The organism is Streptomyces sp. NPDC048196 (genome assembly GCF_040652715.1).
GTDB classification, from domain to species: Bacteria; Actinomycetota; Actinomycetes; order Streptomycetales; family Streptomycetaceae; genus Streptomyces; species Streptomyces siderophoricus.
The window spans coordinates 1-17,891 of the sequence record NZ_JBEZMM010000030.1 but is presented as its reverse complement, the minus strand read 5'-3'; the positions used below and the strand labels follow the sequence as shown (position 1 = coordinate 17,891).

The 17,891-nt window shown below is 71.4% G+C and carries 20 protein-coding genes; 12 read left to right on the top strand and 8 right to left on the bottom strand.

Going from position 1 to position 17,891, the window contains the following annotated elements; genetic code table 11:
• The first annotated feature begins 99 nt into the window (after positions 1 to 99).
• On the top strand, positions 100 to 2,700 hold the full coding sequence (locus tag AB0E02_RS25680) for an FHA domain-containing protein (protein ID WP_362142969.1): 2,601 nt from the start codon (positions 100 to 102) through the stop codon (positions 2,698 to 2,700).
• A gap of 99 nt (positions 2,701 to 2,799) precedes the next feature.
• On the opposite strand, the gene AB0E02_RS25675 is transcribed toward AB0E02_RS25680, so the two are convergent.
• The 4 genes from AB0E02_RS25675 to AB0E02_RS25660 all read right to left on the bottom strand — a co-directional run bounded on the left by AB0E02_RS25675 (position 2,800) and on the right by AB0E02_RS25660 (position 6,579).
• Positions 2,800 to 3,564: a transglycosylase SLT domain-containing protein gene (locus AB0E02_RS25675; protein WP_362142967.1), complete on the bottom strand. Its 765-nt coding sequence runs from the start codon at positions 3,562 to 3,564 to the stop codon at positions 2,800 to 2,802.
• Between the two features lie 315 nt (positions 3,565 to 3,879).
• Positions 3,880 to 4,581 (bottom strand): nitroreductase family protein, encoded by a 702-nt coding sequence (locus AB0E02_RS25670; protein ID WP_362142965.1) that lies wholly within the window; start codon positions 4,579 to 4,581, stop codon positions 3,880 to 3,882.
• Entirely contained in the window at positions 4,541 to 5,725 is a 1,185-nt protein-coding gene (locus AB0E02_RS25665; RefSeq protein WP_362142963.1) for an S-adenosylmethionine:tRNA ribosyltransferase-isomerase, read from the bottom strand. The genes AB0E02_RS25670 and AB0E02_RS25665 overlap by 41 nt, the downstream gene beginning before the upstream one ends.
• A complete protein-coding gene (locus AB0E02_RS25660; RefSeq protein ID WP_362142961.1) occupies positions 5,722 to 6,579 on the bottom strand; it encodes an SDR family oxidoreductase in 858 nt (285 codons plus the stop codon). The genes AB0E02_RS25665 and AB0E02_RS25660 overlap by 4 nt, the downstream gene beginning before the upstream one ends.
• Positions 6,580 to 6,765: 186 nt before the next feature.
• Here AB0E02_RS25660 and AB0E02_RS25655 point away from each other — a divergent pair, with 186 nt between their 5' ends.
• From AB0E02_RS25655 to AB0E02_RS25630, 6 genes are all read left to right on the top strand, one after another.
• Positions 6,766 to 7,923: a GAF domain-containing sensor histidine kinase gene (locus AB0E02_RS25655; protein WP_362142959.1), complete on the top strand. Its 1,158-nt coding sequence runs from the start codon at positions 6,766 to 6,768 to the stop codon at positions 7,921 to 7,923.
• Entirely contained in the window at positions 7,916 to 8,563 is a 648-nt protein-coding gene (locus AB0E02_RS25650; RefSeq protein WP_351533860.1) for a response regulator transcription factor, read from the top strand. Before AB0E02_RS25655 ends, AB0E02_RS25650 begins: the two co-directional genes overlap by 8 nt.
• 220 nt (positions 8,564 to 8,783) lie before the next feature.
• Positions 8,784 to 9,026 (top strand): chaplin, encoded by a 243-nt coding sequence (locus AB0E02_RS25645; protein WP_362142957.1) that lies wholly within the window; start codon positions 8,784 to 8,786, stop codon positions 9,024 to 9,026.
• A 172-nt stretch (positions 9,027 to 9,198) separates the two neighbouring features.
• Positions 9,199 to 9,441, top strand: coding sequence for a chaplin (locus AB0E02_RS25640; protein WP_362142955.1), 243 nt, complete (start codon positions 9,199 to 9,201; stop codon positions 9,439 to 9,441).
• A 91-nt stretch (positions 9,442 to 9,532) separates the two neighbouring features.
• Complete coding sequence (locus tag AB0E02_RS25635; RefSeq protein ID WP_362142954.1) at positions 9,533 to 9,778, top strand: chaplin; 246 nt, start codon at positions 9,533 to 9,535, stop codon at positions 9,776 to 9,778.
• A gap of 61 nt (positions 9,779 to 9,839) precedes the next feature.
• On the top strand, positions 9,840 to 10,085 hold the full coding sequence (locus AB0E02_RS25630) for a chaplin (protein WP_362142952.1): 246 nt from the start codon (positions 9,840 to 9,842) through the stop codon (positions 10,083 to 10,085).
• Between the two features lie 118 nt (positions 10,086 to 10,203).
• Here AB0E02_RS25630 and AB0E02_RS25625 read toward each other — a convergent pair whose 3' ends face one another.
• Positions 10,204 to 11,019: a hypothetical protein gene (locus tag AB0E02_RS25625; protein ID WP_362142950.1), complete on the bottom strand. Its 816-nt coding sequence runs from the start codon at positions 11,017 to 11,019 to the stop codon at positions 10,204 to 10,206.
• A 90-nt stretch (positions 11,020 to 11,109) separates the two neighbouring features.
• On the opposite strand from AB0E02_RS25625, the gene AB0E02_RS25620 reads away from it, so the two are divergent.
• The 4 genes from AB0E02_RS25620 to AB0E02_RS25605 all read left to right on the top strand — a co-directional run bounded on the left by AB0E02_RS25620 (position 11,110) and on the right by AB0E02_RS25605 (position 14,314).
• Positions 11,110 to 11,919, top strand: coding sequence for an ABC transporter ATP-binding protein (locus AB0E02_RS25620; RefSeq protein ID WP_362142948.1), 810 nt, complete (start codon positions 11,110 to 11,112; stop codon positions 11,917 to 11,919).
• A gap of 86 nt (positions 11,920 to 12,005) precedes the next feature.
• Positions 12,006 to 12,419 (top strand): NfeD family protein, encoded by a 414-nt coding sequence (locus tag AB0E02_RS25615; RefSeq protein ID WP_362143078.1) that lies wholly within the window; start codon positions 12,006 to 12,008, stop codon positions 12,417 to 12,419.
• Positions 12,420 to 12,521: 102 nt separating this feature from the next.
• Positions 12,522 to 13,463 carry an SPFH domain-containing protein gene (locus tag AB0E02_RS25610; protein WP_362142946.1) on the top strand — a complete coding sequence of 314 codons (942 nt, stop codon included), beginning with the start codon at positions 12,522 to 12,524 and terminating at the stop codon, positions 13,461 to 13,463.
• An 83-nt stretch (positions 13,464 to 13,546) separates the two neighbouring features.
• Complete coding sequence (locus AB0E02_RS25605; protein WP_362142944.1) at positions 13,547 to 14,314, top strand: sulfite exporter TauE/SafE family protein; 768 nt, start codon at positions 13,547 to 13,549, stop codon at positions 14,312 to 14,314.
• Between the two features lie 33 nt (positions 14,315 to 14,347).
• Here AB0E02_RS25605 and AB0E02_RS25600 read toward each other — a convergent pair whose 3' ends face one another.
• From AB0E02_RS25600 to AB0E02_RS25590, 3 genes are all read right to left on the bottom strand, one after another.
• Entirely contained in the window at positions 14,348 to 14,851 is a 504-nt protein-coding gene (locus tag AB0E02_RS25600) for an HNH endonuclease (RefSeq protein ID WP_362142942.1), read from the bottom strand.
• Between the two features lie 411 nt (positions 14,852 to 15,262).
• Complete coding sequence (locus AB0E02_RS25595) at positions 15,263 to 15,802, bottom strand: YbhB/YbcL family Raf kinase inhibitor-like protein (protein ID WP_362142940.1); 540 nt, start codon at positions 15,800 to 15,802, stop codon at positions 15,263 to 15,265.
• Positions 15,790 to 16,626, bottom strand: a complete 837-nt coding sequence (locus AB0E02_RS25590) for a sporulation protein (RefSeq protein ID WP_362142938.1) — start codon at positions 16,624 to 16,626, stop codon at positions 15,790 to 15,792. The genes AB0E02_RS25595 and AB0E02_RS25590 overlap by 13 nt, the downstream gene beginning before the upstream one ends.
• A 162-nt stretch (positions 16,627 to 16,788) precedes the next feature.
• Between AB0E02_RS25590 and AB0E02_RS25585 the strand changes: the two genes are divergently transcribed.
• Positions 16,789 to 17,439, top strand: coding sequence for a DNA-3-methyladenine glycosylase (locus tag AB0E02_RS25585; RefSeq protein WP_362142936.1), 651 nt, complete (start codon positions 16,789 to 16,791; stop codon positions 17,437 to 17,439).
• Positions 17,440 to 17,891 lie beyond the last annotated feature (452 nt).

Genomic DNA, 17,891 nt, shown 5'->3' with positions numbered 1-17,891 from the left:
GTCCCGGTTTCCGGTCCGCGGGCCGAGCCTGAAATAGTTCCTCACGATGTTCGCCATCCCTAGACTTCCCGCACAGGGCGTCACTCGGGGGACTATGTAATGGGGCATGGAGTGCCTGAACTCGTACTCGAATTGAACGGAAGGACCTGGACGCTCGATCCGTCCCGGTCCTACAACGTGGGCCGCGATCCGCAGGGCGACATGGTGCTCGACGACGCCAGGGTCTCCTGGCGCCACGCCACCGTGCGATGGGGAGGCCGCAGCTGGATCATCGAAGACCACGGCAGCACCAACGGCACCTACGTCCAGGGCCAGCGGATCCACCAGACGGAGATCGGCCCCGGTTCGGCCGTGCATCTGGGCAACGCCACCGACGGCCCCCGGCTGACCCTGTCCGCCGCCGCCGCGCCGGCCGCCGACGCCTTCAGCGCGCAGCCCGCGATGACGCCGCAGCAGCAGCCGGCCGCCCAGGCGTGGCAGGCGCCCCCCGCGCACCAGGCGCCGGGCCGGCAGTCGCCCGTTCACCCGCAGCCGCCCGCCCAGCAGGGCTGGCAGGCGCCGCCGCAGGGCCAGCAGCCGCCGTACGTCCCGCCCCAGCAGGCCGTACCCCAGCAGCCCCAGCAGGGCGTCCCCCCGCAGCAGGCCCGCCGGCCCCAGGAGCACCCGGCGCCGCACGCCGGCGGCGCACCGTCCGGGGACCGCAGCCCGACCACCTTCCACCGCCTCGACATGGACCGGGTGATGCGGATCGGTCGTGCGCTGGAGAACGAGCTGGTCGTCTCCGACCTCCAGGTCTCCCGCCACCACGCCGAATTCCACGCCACCCCCGACGGCCGCTTCGAGATCCGCGACCTCGGCAGCCACAACGGCACCTACGTCAACGGCCAGCCGGTCCCCAAGTCCGGCAGGGCCCCGGTCGGTCCGAACGACATCATCGGCGTCGGCCACTCCACGTTCCGGCTGGTCGGCGACCGCCTGGAGGAGTTCGTCGACACCGGCGAGGTCTCCTTCTCGGCCCGCCACCTCACGGTCACCGTCGACGGCGGCAAGCAGATCCTCAAGGACGTCTCCTTCGGCGTCCCGGAGAAGTCGCTGATCGCGGTCATCGGCCCGTCCGGCTCCGGCAAGTCGACGCTGCTCAAGGCGCTCACCGGCTACCGCCCCGCCGACCAGGGCGACGTCCTCTACGACAACCGCAACCTCTACAAGCAGTTCGCCGAGCTGCGCCAGCGCATCGGCCTGGTCCCGCAGGACGACATCCTGCACAAGGAACTGACGGTCCAGAAGGCACTGCGCTACGCCGCCAAGCTCCGCTTCCCCGGCGACACCGCGGAGTCCGAGCGCGAGGCCCGGATCGACGAGGTGCTGCACGAGCTCAAGCTCCACGTGCACAAGGACAAGAAGGTCACCTCGCTCTCCGGCGGCCAGCGCAAGCGCGTCTCGGTGGCCCTGGAGCTGCTGACCAAGCCGTCGCTGATCTTCCTGGACGAGCCCACGTCGGGCCTCGACCCGGGCATGGACCGCGATGTGATGCAGCTGCTGCGCGGCCTCGCCGACGACGGCCGTACGGTCCTGGTCGTCACTCACTCCGTGGCCGAACTCGGCCTCTGCGACAAGCTGCTGGTGATGGCGCCGGGCGGCGGCGTGGCCTACTTCGGCCCGCCCGAGGAGGCGCTGAACTTCTTCCAGTACGACACCTGGGCGGACGTCTTCTCGGCCTTCGAGAACTACCGCGACTACGACTGGATGGGCCGCTGGCGCGGCTCCCCGCACTTCCAGATGTACGCCGCGGACATCGACGCCACCGCCCCGCAGTCGGTGGCCATCCAGCCGCCGCCGGCCCGCATGCAGAAGTCCCAGAGCTGGGGCTCGCAGCTGTGGACGCTGATGCGGCGGTACGTCTCGGTGCTCGCCTCCGACCGCGGTTTCCTGGGGCTGATGCTGATCCTGCCGGCGGTGCTCGGCGTGGTCTCGATGCTGATCCCCAGCGACTACGGCCTCGGCTACGGACCGCTGAACCGGCACCGCACCAACCGCGACGCCAGCACGATCATGCTGATCCTCGCGGTCGGCATGTGCTTCTCCGGCGCGGCCAACTCGGTCCGTGAGCTGATCAAGGAACGGGTCATCTACGAGCGTGAACGGGCCACCGGCCTGTCGCGGTCGGCGTACCTGATGTCCAAGGTGATCGTGCTGGGCGTGGTGACCGCCGTCCAGGGCGTGATCATCGCGGCGATCGGCTTCTCCACCCGGAACATGCCCACCGAGGGCCTGATCCTCCCCAAGGCCCCGGCGGTCGAGATGGCGCTGGCGATCATCGCGCTGGGCTTCACCTCGATGATGTTCGGCCTGATCATCTCCGCGCTGGTCAAGACCGCCGAGAAGACCATGCCGCTGCTGGTCATGTTCGCCATCGTCCAGGTGGTCTTCACCGGCGTGCTCTTCCAGCTCTTCGACACCCTCGGCGTCGCCCAGGTCGCCTGGCTGATGCCGTCCCGCTGGGCGGTCGCCGCGATGGGCGCGACGGCCGACATGAACACCCTGCTGCCGTGGGAGCTGGGCAACCCCGACCCGCTGTGGAAGCACCAGACCGGCGTCTACGTGATGGACATGATCATCCTGATCAGCCTCGGCGTCGGGCTGGCCTTCGTCGTCGCGCGGCTGCTGCGCCGCCACGAGCCGGAGGTCATGCGCAAGTAGCGCCCGGTCCGTACGCATGCGCCGAGGGGCGGCACCCGACTGCGGGTGCCGCCCCTCGGCGGTGTGTGCGCGTCCCCCTGCGCCACGTCAACCGGTGGCTCAGTACGCGGAGTTGACGTTGTCCATCGAGCCGTACTTGTCGGCCGCGTAGTTGCAGGCGGCGGTGATGTTGGCGACCGGGTCGTAGATGTTCCAGGAGGTGCCCGAGACGTGGTACGCCTTGAAGGTCGGGTCGATCACCTGCAGCAGGCCCTTGGACGGGATGCCGTTCTGGGCGTTGATGTCCCAGAGGTTGATCGCCATCGGGTTGCCGGAGGACTCCCGGATGATGTTCCGGTAGATGCCGTTGTACGAGCCGGGGATGCCCTTCTTGGCCATGACGTCCAGCGACTCGCGGATCCAGCCGTCGAGGTTGTTCGGGTAGGTCTTCACGGCCGGCTTCGGCGCGGCGGCCGGGATCGCGGTGCGGACCGCGGAGCGGCTCGCGGCCTGCTTCGCCTTGCGCTCCTTCTCGGCCTGGGCCTTGGCCTTCGCCGCGGCGGCGGCCTTGGCCTTGGCGGCCTTCTCGGCGGCGGCCTTCTGCGCAGCGGCCTTCTTCACGGCGGCCGCGGCCTCGGCCTTGCCCTTGGCGGCGGAGGCGTCGGCCTGCTTGGCGATGGTGGCCTGCTGGGCCCTGGCGGCCGTACCGACGGCGCTGAAGGCGACCGGCTTGACGTTCTCGACGGCGGTGGCCTGGGTCTTGCCCTGGTCGGCGTCCGCACCCGGAACGGCGGCGAAGATCAGAGCTGCGGCACCGGCTGCGGCGACACCGGCGACACCGAGCTTGTGCGTCCGGTTGAAGCGGGAAAGAGCGTGCTTGGGCATGGCGGGACAGACCTTCCAAATGGGGGGACGTCGCACGGGCCATGAGCGGCGGCCAACGCCGAGTTCCAACCACGGCGCCGAGCGACGGGGCCATTCTTAGCGGCCGAAAATTGCCCCGGCAAAGGTGTGACGTACGATCCGGGTTAGTGGAACCAGTGGTGGGAATATTGCATCCGGAATAGAAAAATCCCTGGTCAGGTGGGATTTCTCAAGCCACTAACCCGGGTCGTAAGTGATTTACGCCCTATTGGCGGCGTCACAGCCCGGAGGGGAAGGTCTCGCCAGGAGTAATTGCAAACGCACAGCCTGTATGCGCTAGATCTCGACCAGTACCTGATCCAGGCTCTTCCGTGCCAAATCGGGCACTTCGCACTCCGGTGCCGGGTAGCCCACGGGGATCACCGCGAACGCCTTCTCGTTCGCCGGTCGCCCCAGCACCTCCTGCAGGAACCGCATCGGACTGGGCGTGTGCACCAGCGCCGCCAGCCCCGACAGATGCAGCGCGGACAGCAGCATGCCGACCGCGATCCCCACCGACTCGTCGACGTAGTAGTGCTTGCGCCTGCTGCCATCGGGACCCAGCCAGTGGCGCTGCCGGAAGACGACGATCAGGTACGGGGCATCGGTCAGATGCGGCTTGACCTCGTCGGTGCCCAGCGGCCGCAGGGCAGCCAGCCACTCCTCGCCCAGCCGCCCCTGGTAGGACCGGCGCTCCTCGGCCTCCGCCGCCGCCCTGATCCGCCGCCGTACCTCGGGGTCCTTGACCAGGACGAACGTCCAGGGCTGCTGATGAGCCCCGGACGGGGCGGTCGCCGCACAGGCGATCGCGTCCTTCACCACCTGCTCCGGCACCGGATCGGCGGCGAACTGCCGGACCGTGCGCCGCCGGCCCATCCGCTCCCGCAGCGCGGCGGCCCGGGCCAGCGACTCGGCCGCGGGCATCCGCGCGGGCCGGTACGGGACCGGCCGGTAGGGCTCACCGCGGTTCGGCGTCCAGTTCCTCGTTACCTGCGTCATGCACCGAGTCTCGGACTCGGCCCGGCAGCAGCAGATGCAGATCGCCGAATTCGTGCCACAGATAGCGCCGCTCCACCGCCGCCTCGTACGCCCGCTCCAGCGCGGCCCGGTCCGCGGTCACCGACGCCACCGCCCGGAGCATCAGCAGATGGGAGGCGGTCGGCTCGTGCAGCCCGGTGAGCAGCCCGTCCACCGCCCGCACCCCGCGCTCCGGCGTCACCACCAGGTCCGTCCACCCGGCCGCGGCCCGCACCCGCCCGTCCGCACCGGTCGCCGACTCCAGCGCCCGTACGGCCGTCGTGCCCACCGCCACGATCCGGCCGCCGGCGGCCCTCGGCGCCGCCCTGCGGCGGGCCCGTACGGCGTTCACCAGCCACGCCGTCGCCGCCGGCACCGCGAAACGCTCCGGGTACGGCGGTTCGAACGCCTCCGCCGACGCCACCCCCGTGTGCAGCGAGATCGGCGCGAACTGCACCCCCCGGCTCACCAGCCGCGCCACCAGCTCCGCCGTGAACGGCCGGGCCGCACTCGGCATCTCCGCGCTGCCGGCGCCGGGGGAGTCCACCGCGAACACCGTGCGGTACGCGCCCAGCGGCTGGTCCCGGTCGGTGTAGCCGTACCGGATCGGCCGCCCGTGCCGCCGCAGCAGCTCCGGCACCCGCAGCCCGGACGGCCGCGCCCACCACAGCCGTACGCCTCCCGGGTCCACCGGCGCCTCCAGGGTCAGCCGCGCGCCGCCGGGCAGCCGCACCACCGTGCCGGCCGGGCCGCCGGCCCGCGGCAGGGTGCTGCCCCGGCCGTCCGGGCTGCGCAGCTCCACCGCCCAGCACCCGGCCACCGCCCGGCCCGCCGGATGCCACCGGTCGGCCCGGGTCGAGAAGTGCACCACCACCGGCTCGCCGCGCCCCCGGCCGTCCCCGGTCCGGCCGTCCACCGCCGCCGGCAGCGTCCGTGAGGTGTTCACCACCAGCACGTCCCCGGCCCCGAGCAGCTCCGGCAGCTCCCGGAAGACGTGATGGGCGGGCTCCCGCGTCCCCCGGCTCACCAGCAGCCGTACGTCGTCCCGGCCGAGACCCGGGCCGCGCTGCTCGGCCGGCACCCGCGCCGACAGCTCCGCCGGGACCCGCAGCGCCTCGGCGATCACCGGGACACCGCCCCGCCGGACGTACCGGTGCCGGCCGGACGGAGCAGCTCCGCCGCCGTGTAGCGGCCGCTGGGAGCCGGGCCGTCCAGCAGCCGCAGCAGCGCCGGTACGACCGTCTCCGGCAGCGGCCGGTCCGCGTCGTCGTCCGGGACCGCGGCCGCGTACAGATCGGTCCGCATGTCCCCGGGGTCGACCCACCAGACCCGCAGCTCCGGCTCCTCCACGGCGAGCACCGCCGACTGCTGGTCCAGCGCCGCCTTGGCCGCTCCGTAGCCGCCCCACGTCGGGTACGCCTCGACGGCCGCGTCCGAGCTGATGCTGAGGACCGCACCGCCCGGCTGCCTTTCCGGGGCGACATCCGACCCGCCATAATAGGGCGAATCGGACATATCTCTACCTTCTGTTTCCCCTATATAAGGGGCAGGATCCCTATAAAGGGAATCAGTCTCATACGATTCCCAATAGGAGGAGCAACGCAAAAGCGGCAAAGCAGCCTGAATCATGCCCAGCGGTGCCACCACATTCACCTCCAGCGCCCGCCGCAGCCCCTCCAGCGGCAGGTCCGCCAGCCGCACCAGCGGCTCGGCCCCCAGCGCGCTCGCATTGTTGACCAGCAGATCCAGCCCGCCCAGCTCCCCGGCCGCGGCCACCAGCGCCGCCCGGTGCCCGGCCTCCGCCACATCCCCCGGCAGCGCCATCACCCGGGTCCCCGCCCCGGCCAGCGCCCGCGCCGCCTCCTCCAGCGGCCCGGCGGACCGCGCATCCACCACCAGATCCCAGCCCCGAACGGCCAGCGCCCCGGCGAGCGCCCGGCCCAGCCCCTTCGACGCCCCCGTGATGATCGCCACCGGCATGATCGCGTCCCCTTCCGCCCGGACCGGCCGTCCCGGCCCGCGCCCTCACCGTAGGAACGCCACCACCCGCCGGGCGTCGGCCGCCGGACCGGCCCCGGCCAGGGCATTCGGCCTAGGCCGGTGGTCCTGGTCGCCGGACGGCGCAGGACCGATACGGGCCGTCCAACCCGCCGGTACGGTGAAGCCATGACCAACGGACCGGGAGCCGGGATCCCCGCGGTGAGCACCGCGATCCTGGCCATGAGCAGGCATCTTGAGGTGCGCGACGTCCTCAAGACGATCGTGGCCTCGGCCCGCGAACTGCTGGACGCCGAGTACGCCGCCCTGGGAGTGCCCGACGACCACGGCGGCTTCGCCCAGTTCGTCGTCGACGGCGTCAGCGCCGAGCAGTGGAAGGCCATCGGCCCGCTGCCCCGCCAGCACGGCATCCTCGCCGCGATGCTGCACAACGCCACCCCCGAACGGCTCGCCGACGTCCGCCAGGACCCCCGCTTCGGCGGCTGGCCCTCGGCCCACCCGGACATGCGGGACTTCCTCGGTCTGCCGGTCGCCGACGGCGACGAGATCCTCGGCGCCCTCTTCCTGGCCAACAAGCGCTGCCCCGAGCCCCCTCTCTCCCGCCGGGATGGCTGCGGCTTCACCGAGGACGACGAGCACCTGTTGGGCATACTCGCCCAGCACGCCGCCATCGCCCTGACCAACGCCCGCCTCTACGAGCGCAGCCGCGAGCTGACCATCGCGGGGGAGCGGGCCCGGCTCGCCCACGAACTGCACGACGCGGTCTCCCAGAAGCTGTTCTCGCTCCGGCTCACCGCCCAGGCCGCCACCGCCCTCGTCGACCGCGACCCGGTCCGCGCCAAGGACGAACTCCACCAGGTCGCCGCGCTCGCCGCCGAGGCCGCCGACGAACTCCGCGCCGCCGTCGTCGAGTTGCGGCCCGCCGCCCTGGACGAGGACGGCCTGGTCGCCACCCTGCGCTCACAGGCCCAGGTCCTCGACCGCGCCCACTCCGCCCACGTCACCTTCGCCGCCCACGGCGTCCGCGCACTGCCCGCCGCCCAGGAGGAGGCCATGCTCCGAGTCGCCCAGGAGGCGCTGCACAACGCCCTGCGGCACTCGGGCGCCGAGCACGTCGAGGTCTCCCTCTCCCGCGCCGGCCAGGGCGCACTGCTGCGGATCGCCGACGACGGCTGCGGCTTCGACCCCGGCACGGTCCGCCGGGCCGGCCGCCACCTCGGACTGGTCTCGATGCACGACCGCGCCGGCGGCGTCGGCGGAACGCTCACCGTGCAGTCGGAGCCCGGCAAGGGCACCGCTGTCGAGATGGAGGTGCCCGGTGGCTGACACCCGACCGATCCACGTCCTGCTCGTCGACGACCACCAGGTCGTCCGCCGCGGCCTGCGCACGTTCCTGGAGGTCCAGGACGACATCGAGGTGGTGGGCGAGGCCGCCGACGGAGCCGGAGGCATCGCCGCCGCCGAGCAACTCCGCCCGGACGTCGTTCTGATGGACATCAAGATGCCCGGCATGGACGGCATCGAGGCACTCCGCAAGCTCCGCGAACTGGACAACCCCGCCCGGGTGCTGGTCGTCACCAGCTTCACCGAACAGCGCACCGTCGTCCCGGCCCTGCGCGCCGGAGCGGCCGGCTACGTCTACAAGGACATCGACCCCGAGGCGCTGGCCGCCGCCATCCGCTCCGTGCACGCCGGCCACGTCCTGCTGCAGCCCGAGGTGGCCGGCGCACTGCTCTCCCAGGAGGACGGCAACGGCGGCCAGGGCCGCGGGACCTCCCTCACCGACCGCGAGAGCGAGGTCCTCGGCCTGATCGCGGACGGCCGCTCCAACCGCGAGATCGCCCGCGCCCTGGTGCTCTCCGAGAAGACCGTCAAGACCCATGTCTCCAACATCCTCATGAAGCTCGACCTCGCCGACCGGACCCAGGCGGCGCTCTGGGCCGTACGGCACGGAATCGGGGCCTGACCAGGCGCGGAAGCAGCCACGACCGGGCCGGCGGCGGTGCCGGCGCGGGGTCGGACGGTCCTTCGGTACGACAATGCGTCAACCCGAACGTCGCCTGCCGGTCCGAGATTCATACTGTCGTGTAGCCGTAGCCCGTTCGGCGTATCCCTCCTCGTGCCGGGCCGTTGTCCAGAGCAGCCGTGACGGCTGGTCACGGCAACGGCAATGAGGAGCAAGAGAAGTGAAGAACATCAAGCGGGCAGCGGCCGTCACGATGATGGCGAGCGGTCTCGCCCTCGCCGGCGCCGGCATCGCCTCCGCCCACACCCCGCAGGCGCAGGGTGCCGCGGTGCAGTCCCCGGGCATCGGCTCGGGAAACCTCGTCCAGGCGCCGGTCCACATCCCCGTGAACGCCTGCGGCAACACCATCTCCGTCGTCGGACTGCTCAACCCCAGCTTCGGCAACCCCTGCCTCAACGTCTGAGCGCAGCAAGCGCTGTGCGCGCGGCCCGCGTGACGATCCCGTCCGCGCGGGCCCGCACCGGACCGGCCCCCTCGCCGCCGTGAGCGCGCGGCCGGTCCCCCCTCCCCACCCCGCCGTCCCCATCAGTGCTGTTCACCGGCCCTGTGCCCCCCTCACCGGAGGAATCCCCCGCATGAACACCGCCAAGAAGGCCGCCCTCGTCCTCGCCGGTACCGCCCTCGGCCTGGGCGCCGCCGCCGGCTCCGCGTTCGCCCACGACGCGCACGCGAACGGCGAGGCCAAGAACTCCCCGGGCATCGTCTCCGGCAACCTCGTCCAGGCCCCGGTGCACGTCCCCGTGAACGCCTGCGGCAACACCGTCTCCGTCGTCGGCGTCCTCAACCCGACCTTCGGCAACGTCTGCGAGAACGTCTGACCGTCGCCGCGCCGGCCCCCGCCGGCCGCGCGGAAGCCGTCCTCACCCCTCTGTTTCTGTTCTTCTTCCCACCACGCAAGGACCACATTTCATGAACACCGCCAAGAAGGCCGCCCTCGTCGTCGCCGGTACCGCCCTCGGCCTGGGTGCCGCCGCCGGTTCCGCCTTCGCCACCGATGGCGCGCAGGCCAACGGTCAGGCCGTGAACTCCCCGGGCGTCCTCTCGGGCAACAACGTTCAGGCGCCGGTGCACGTCCCGGTGAACGTCAGCGGCAACAGCGTCAACGTCGTCGGCGTGCTCAACTCCGCCTTCGGCAACCCCGCCACCAACGTCTGAGCCGCCCCGCCCGCGACCGTCCTCGCGGTCCCGTGCCACCACGCAAGGAACTCACCTCACCATGAACAGCGCCAAGAAGGCCGCCCTCGTCCTCGCCGCCACCGGCCTCACCCTGACCGCCGCGGCCGGCTCCGCCTTCGCCGCCGGCGGCGCCCAGGCCGACGGCAGGGCGATGGTCTCCCCGGGCATCGGCTCGGGCAACCTCGCCCAGGTGCCCGTGCACGTCCCGGTGAACGCCACCGGCAACAGCGCCAACGTCATCGGCGCCCTCAACCCCACGTTCGACAACGAGAGCTCGAACAGCTGAGGTTGTCCGGTCCGGGGTGAACGGCCCACCCTGCCCGGGCTGTTCGGTCCAGCCCAGCAACGGCCCCGTCGTCGACCACACAACGGTCCGGCGGGGCCCGCCCCGTTTCCTGCCCTCGTCAGCCGCCGCGCCGCTCCCGCTCCTCCACGGCGGAGTTGTACGCCGCGACCTGCGCCCGGCGGGCCGTACGCTCCACCGGACGCAGCGCCTCCGCGCGCGCCGCCATCTCCGACGCGCTCACCGCCGCGCCGTGCTCCGCACCGTCCCCGCCGGCCGCCCGCGCGATGTCGATCAGCGCCCCGACCCGCTGCGCCAGCTCCAACACGCGCACCGCCCGCGGCGGATACCCCGGGGCCAGCACCTGACGACCCGCCTCCGCCCGCGCCCGATAGGCCGCCAGCGCCGCCTGCGCCACCGGACCCGCCCCGGCCACGTCCAGCTTCGAGAGCACCTCGGTCGCCTCCCGCAGCGCCTCCGCCAGCTCCCGCTCCGCCTCGCCCAGCGACGGCACGTCCGCCGGCGGCCCCTCCCGCACCGGCAGGCACCGCCAGACCACCTCGACGTGTACATCGGGCGCCGCCCCGCCCTCCGGACCGGCCTCGTACGTCTCCGGGACCAGGCCCAGCCCGGCGCCGGTGACGATCACCGCCTCCTCGGCCTCCAGCGCGCGGGCGTTGAATTCCGGCGGCCCGCACAGCCCCAGCGGATGGCCGGGCACCGGCAGCGCCACCCGCAGCCCGACCGCACCGAGCGCGCGCAGCCGCCCCAACGCGAGCGTCAGCCCGACCGGCGCCTCCTCCCCGGGCAGGCCGGCCACGCGGTGCACCGCGTCGTCCTCCGCGATACGGTGCACCGCTTCATCAGGTGAGACAAGTCCGGCCAAAAGGGCATTTCCCCATGCCGCCAGCCGTCCTGAGCGAGGTTCCTTGAGCATGGCCCCCAGCCTAGGGAACGGCACTGACAACGAGTGGCGTAGGTTTGCAGGGGGGCTGCGCCTACAGGTGCACGCGACGACCGAGATGCAATGGGAGACAACGCGCTCATGAGCGATGTGCTGGAGCTGGTGGACGTATCCGTGGTCCGCGAAGGACGGGCTCTGGTGGACCAGGTCTCCTGGTCGGTCAAGGAGGGGGAGCGCTGGGTGATCCTCGGCCCCAACGGCGCCGGCAAGACCACCCTGCTGAACGTCGCCTCCAGCTACCTCTTCCCGACCGAGGGCACCGCGTCCGTCCTCGGCGAGCAGCTCGGCAAGGTCGACGTCTTCGACCTCCGCCCGCGCATCGGCATCGCCGGCATCGCGCTCGCCGACAAGCTGCCGCGCAGCCAGACCGTGCTCCAGACCGTCCTCACCGCCGCCTACGGCATGACCGCCCACTGGCAGGAGGACTACGAGGACGTCGACGAGCAGCGCGCCCGCGCGTTCCTCGACCGCCTCGGGATGAACGACTACCTCGACCGGAAGTTCGGCACCCTCTCCGAGGGCGAGCGCAAGCGCACCCTGATCGCCCGCGCCATGATGACCGACCCCGAGCTGCTGCTGCTCGACGAGCCGGCCGCCGGCCTCGACCTCGGCGGCCGCGAGGACCTTGTTCGCCGCCTCGGCCGCCTCGCCCGCGACCCCTACGCGCCGTCCATGCTGATGGTCACCCACCACGTCGAGGAGATCGCCCCCGGCTTCACCCACGTCCTGATGATCCGTCAGGGCAAGGTGCTGGCCGCCGGCCCGCTCGACCTGGAGCTGACCTCCCGCAACCTCTCCCACTGCTTCGGCGTCCCCCTGGTCGTCGAGCGGGTCGGCGACCGCTGGACCGCCCAGGGCCTGCCGCTGGCCTGAACCCCCGTCCGCCCGGCCGCCGCTGACCGATCGCGCCCTGTCCCCGGGCCGCCGTACGGATCTACCATGAGCCCGTGGATCCATGGGTGTGGTGGCTGATCGCCGCCGTAGGACTGGGTATTCCGCTCGTCGTGACCGCGATGCCCGAATTCGGGATGCTCGCGGTCGGTGCCGTCGCCGGTGCCGTCACCGCAGCGCTCGGTGGCGGCACCGTGGCGCAATTCCTGGTGTTCGCCGCCGTCTCCGTCGGGCTGATCGCCGTCGTACGCCCCCTCGCCAACCGCAACCGCCGCCAGAGCCCCCGGCTCGCCTCCGGCATCGACGCCCTCAAGGGGAAGAGCGCCACGGTCCTGGAGCGGGTCGACGGCGGCGCCGGCGGCCGCATCAAGCTCGCCGGCGAGATCTGGTCCGCCCGCGCCCTCGACGGCGAACGGATCTACGAGCCGGGCCAGCAGGTCGACGTCGTCGAGATCGACGGCGCCACCGCCGTCGTCATCTGACCCGAACACGCTGCGCGACGAGCCACGTCTCTGAAAGACTGATCAACGGCAAGCCGGTCACCGACCGGCATGGACCAGCAACGAAGGGCACGGGAGCCAGCTGTGGAAGGGTTCGTCATCGTCCTGATCATCCTGGTGGTGCTCGTGTTCATCGCACTCATCAAAACGATCCAGGTCATCCCCCAGGCCAGCGCCGCCATCGTCGAACGCTTCGGCCGCTACACCCGCACCCTCAACGCCGGCCTGAACATCGTCGTCCCGTTCATCGACTCGATCCGCAACCGCATCGACCTCCGCGAGCAGGTCGTGCCGTTCCCGCCGCAGCCGGTGATCACCCAGGACAACCTCGTAGTGAACATCGACACCGTCATCTACTACCAGGTGACGGACGCCCGCGCGGCCACCTACGAGGTCGCCAGCTACATCCAGGCCATCGAGCAGCTCACCGTCACCACCCTCCGCAACATCATCGGCGGCATGGACCTGGAACGGACCCTGACCTCCCGTGAGGAGATCAACGCGGCCCTGCGCGGCGTCCTCGACGAGGCCACCGGCAAGTGGGGCATCCGCGTCAACCGCGTCGAGCTGAAGGCCATCGAGCCGCCGACCTCCATCCAGGACTCGATGGAGAAGCAGATGCGCGCCGACCGTGACAAGCGCGCCGCGATCCTCCAGGCCGAGGGTGTCCGGCAGTCCCAGATCCTCACCGCAGAAGGTGAGAAGCAGTCCTCGATCCTGCGCGCCGAAGGTGAGGCCAAGGCCGCCGCGCTCCGCGCCGAGGGCGAGGCCCAGGCCATCCGGGTGGTCTTCGAGTCCATCCACGCCGGCGACCCGGACCAGAAGCTGCTCTCCTACCAGTACCTCCAGATGCTGCCGAAGATCGCCGAGGGCGACGCCAACAAGCTCTGGATCGTGCCCAGCGAGATCGGCGACGCCCTCAAGGGCCTCGGCGGCGCCATCGGCAACTTCGCCCCGCCAACCGGCGGCGGCTCCATCCCCAAGCCCAGCAGCCCGAAGCACGAAACGCCCCCCATCGACGACTGATCGACCGACCCCGCCATCGCCACCGGCCCCGCCCTGCTGCATGATCGGACAGGACCGAACCGATCATGCACGGGGGAGCCAGCATGACCCTTTGGGAAGCCGCCGCCGTCCTCGCCGCCGGTGTCGGCGCCGGCACGATCAACGTCATCGTCGGCTCCGGGACCCTGATCACCTTCCCGGTGCTGCTCGCCCTCGGACTGCCGCCCGTCACGGCCAACGTCTCCAACACCCTGGGCCTGGTGCCCGGCTCGCTCAGCGGCGCCTTCGGCTACCGCCGTGAACTCGCCGGCCAGCGCCGCCGGCTGCTCCGCTTCGGCACCACCGCCCTCATCGGCGGTCTCGGTGGCGCGATCCTGCTGCTGGCGCTGCCCTCCAAGGCGTTCGACGCGATCGTCCCCGTACTGATCGCCGTGGCCCTCGTCCTCGTCGTCGTCCAGCCCCGGCTCGCCGCCCTGCTCCGCGCCCGCCGCGAACGCAACGGGACCACCGTCCACCCCGATGGCGGGCCGGTCCTGCTCGCCGGCCTCCTGCTCGCCAGCGCCTACGGCGGCTACTTCGGCGCCGCCCAGGGCGTGCTGTACCTCTCGCTGATGGGCCTGCTCCTCCACGACGACCTGCAGCGCCTCAACGCCCTCAAGAACGTCCTCGCGGCCGTCGTCAACGGCGTAGCAGCGGTCTTCTTCCTCTTCGTCGCCACCTTCGACTGGACCGCCGTCGCCCTGATCGCCGTCGGCTCCACGCTCGGCGGCCTGCTCGGCGCGAAGATCGGCCGCCGGCTTCCACCGACCGCCCTGCGCGCCGTCATCGTCGTGGTCGGCAGCCTGGCCATCGTCCAACTCCTCCTCAAGTGAGGGGAGTCGGGCGACGGCCAGGGACCGCGACGGTCACGCCGGCAGCGCCAGCCACTCCGGCAGACCGTCCCGCACCGACACCCCCAGCGTCGACAGCAGCGCATCCGCCGGCGTCGGCTCGAACGGCCGCCGCAGCAGCTGCATCCCCGCCTGCTCGGGCGTACGGTCCGCTTTGCGGTGATTGTCCTCCGCGCACGAGGCGACGGTATTCAGCCAGGTGTCCCCACCACCGTGCGACCGCGGCACGACGTGGTCCACGGTTGTCGCCCGCCGCCCGCAGTACGCACACCGGTGCTGGTCCCGCACCAGCACCCCGCGCCGCGACCACGGCGCCCGTCTTCGGAACGGCACCCGTACGTACCTGCTCAGCCGGATCACCTGCGGCACCGGTACGTCCACCGAGGCCGCCCGGACGCGCAACCCGGGGTGGGCGTGCTCGACGACCGCCTTGTCCTGCATGACCAGCACCACCGCACGCCGCAGCGACACCGTCGCCAGCGGCTCGAAGCTCGCATTCAGCACCAGCGTCTCGCGCATCCCGTCCACCTCCCGGACCCGCTCCGCCCCCGCGGCGAAGTTGCTCCACTGTGCAGCGGCAGGTATTCCCCGAACAACGCAATTTCCGCATGCCACAAGGGAAATGGCGGACGAGCACGAGATGAAGACCGGGTGATCCGGCGACGGCACACAGAAGGTCACACGGGCCGCGACCGGCCGAAAAGAGTGCGCCCCGGGTCCCGCCCCCGTTAGACACGCGGGACCCGGAGCGAACGGCAGCCGACGAGGACGCCCGGAATGGGTCCGGGCTCCGACAAGCAGCTGGCGACACACCTGCGCCCCGCCGCTCCCGCCACTGCGGTACCGACTGCCCGACGCCCTGATGAGGGGCGGCGGCACAGGCACCACTCTGCGTGCCGGAAGCGCCGGGGCGCAACGGAATTACGGCGCTCAGCCCCGGGCCGGCGCCTCGTACTCGCCGATCAGCTGGGCCCGCCCGATCGCGTGGAACCGCAGGTTGAAGCCCACCACCGCGGGCGAGGCGTCCGCATCGGGCCCGAGCTTCTCCTGGTCCACCGCGTAGACCGTGAACACATAACGGTGCGGACCGTCCCCCGGCGGGGGCGCCGCCCCGCCGAAGTCCCGCGTCCCGTAGTCGTTACGCGCGTGCACGACGCCCTCGGGCAGCCCCTTCATGTCCCCCGAGCCGGCACCGGACGGCAGCTCCGTCACCGACGCCGGGATGTCGAACAGCACCCAGTGCCAGAAACCGCTGCCCGTCGGCGCGTCCGGGTCGTAGCAGGTGACCGCGTAGCTCTTGGTCCCCGAGGGTGCCCCTTCCCACCGCAGGTGCGGCGAGCGGTTCCCGCCCGAGTGGACCTGCTCCGGACGCAGCGTCCCGCCCGGCTCCACCTCGTCGCTCACCACGGTGAACTCCGCCACCGGCGGATGGAAATCGTGCGGAAGCGGCCGCCGCTTCAGCTCGGACACATGAACCTCCTGGTCGCTCGCTGACACTCTGTCGGGCCAGGTTGGAGCCAGTTCCGCTTACCGCCGACCTCCGCCAGCCACTGGTGGAGATAAGCCGCCCAGTCGGTCCCCTCGAAGTCGTGCAGCCCCACGGTGAACGACCGGTAGGTGTCCGACCCCTCGGAGAACAGCCCCGGCTTCTTGTCCATCTCCAGTACGACGTCCATCTCCCGGTCGTCCGCCACGAAGGACAGCTCGACCTGGTTCAGCCCGCGGTACTGCTGCGGCGCGTAGAACTCGATCTCCTGGTAGAAGGGCAGCTGCTGCCGCGTGCCCCGGATGTGCCCCTGCTCCAGATCCGCCGCCTTGAAACGGAACCCGAGCCGCCCGAACGCGTCCAGGATCGCCTGCTGCGCCGGCACCGGATGCACATTGACCGGGTCCAGATCACCGGAGTCCACCGCCCGCGCGATCGCCAGCTCCGTCGTCACCCCGACGCTCATCCCGCGCAGATGCGTGCCCAGGAACGTGGTGATCGGCGTCTCCCAAGGAATCTCCAGACCGAACGGCACGGTGTGCGCCGCCCCCGCCTGGACCTCGAAGGCCCCACCCAGCTGCACCTTCGTGAACTGGATGTCCCTCTTGTACTCCTCGTCGCCGCTCTCCACCTCGACCCGCGCCTGCAGACCGACCGACAGCCCCTGGATCTCCTGGGCCACCGATCCGCCCTGGATCCGCACCTCGCCCTGCACGACTCCGCCCGGGACGACGTTCTCCTCGAAGAGCACCGTTTCCACCGACGCACCCCCGGCCCCCAGGCTCGCCAGCAGCTTCTTGAATCCCATGCTCGTCCTCCCCAGGCACAGCGCCTGTGCTCCATTACGACCCGCGGGTCGCTGCCTACGAACGCGAACCGGCACGGGCCGGTTCCACGGCCCACACCTTCCCAACCCCGCCGCCCCCCTGGCCAGCCGGCACCCCTGATGCCTCCACTACCCTCGATCCGCATGACCGACGTACCGGAACGAATGCCGCTCAACCGCGACTTCTTCGACCGCCCCGTTGTGGACGTGGCCCCCGACCTGCTGGGCCGCACCCTCGTACGCCACACCCCCGACGGCCCGATCGAACTCCGGCTGACCGAGGTGGAGGCGTACGACGGCGAGGGCGACCCCGGCTCCCACGCCTACCGAGGCCGCACCGAACGCAACGCCGCGATGTTCGGCCCGCCCGGCCATGCGTACGTCTACTTCATCTACGGCATGTGGTTCAGCCTCAACGCGGTCTGCGGCCCCGAGGGCCGGGCGAGCGGTGTCCTGCTGCGTGCCGGCGAGATCCTCAGCGGCGCGCACCTGGCCGCCGCCCGCCGCCCCAAGGCCCGCAGCGCCCACGAGCTGGCCAAGGGCCCGGCCCGACTGGCCACCGCCCTCGACATCGACCGCACCCTCGACGGCACCGACCTCTGCCGCGGCGGCGACGCCCCCCTGACCCTGCTCCACGGCACCCCGCCCGCCCCCGACCGGGTGTGCAACGGCCCCCGCACCGGAGTGGGCGGAGACGGCGCCCACCACCCCTGGCGCTACTGGATCGACGGCGACCCGACGGTCAGTCCCTACCGCCGTCATGTGCCCCGCCGCCGCGCCACCTCGGCTACTTGACTCTGCTTGCGCCACCGCCTAACGTAGCCCGAGCCGTTGGAGACGGACAGCGCCTTCTGCGCCCTCCGCCAGGCGGCACAACCCAACTACTTCCGCACGATTCCCTGACGGGATCGGCTTTCGCGTTGTCGAAAATCGATCCGACCGACTCGATTATGAGTCGGCAAGGAAATTAGCTAAAGTGGTGACACGCCGAGGGGCCGCCGGAAAGGCACCCCGAAGCACTCCGACGAAATCGGAAGCCGGAATCGAAAGAGAACCGGATCTGATAAAGTCGGAACCGCGAAGAAGCCGAAAGGCCGAATCGCACCGGCGAAAATCGGAGCCGCGAGGATCTGATAGAGTCGGAAACGCAAGACCGAAGGGAAGCGCCCGGAGGAAGCCCGAGAGGGAGTCCAAAGGAAGCGTCCGTTCCTTGAGAACTCAACAGCGTGCCAAAAGTCAACGCCAGA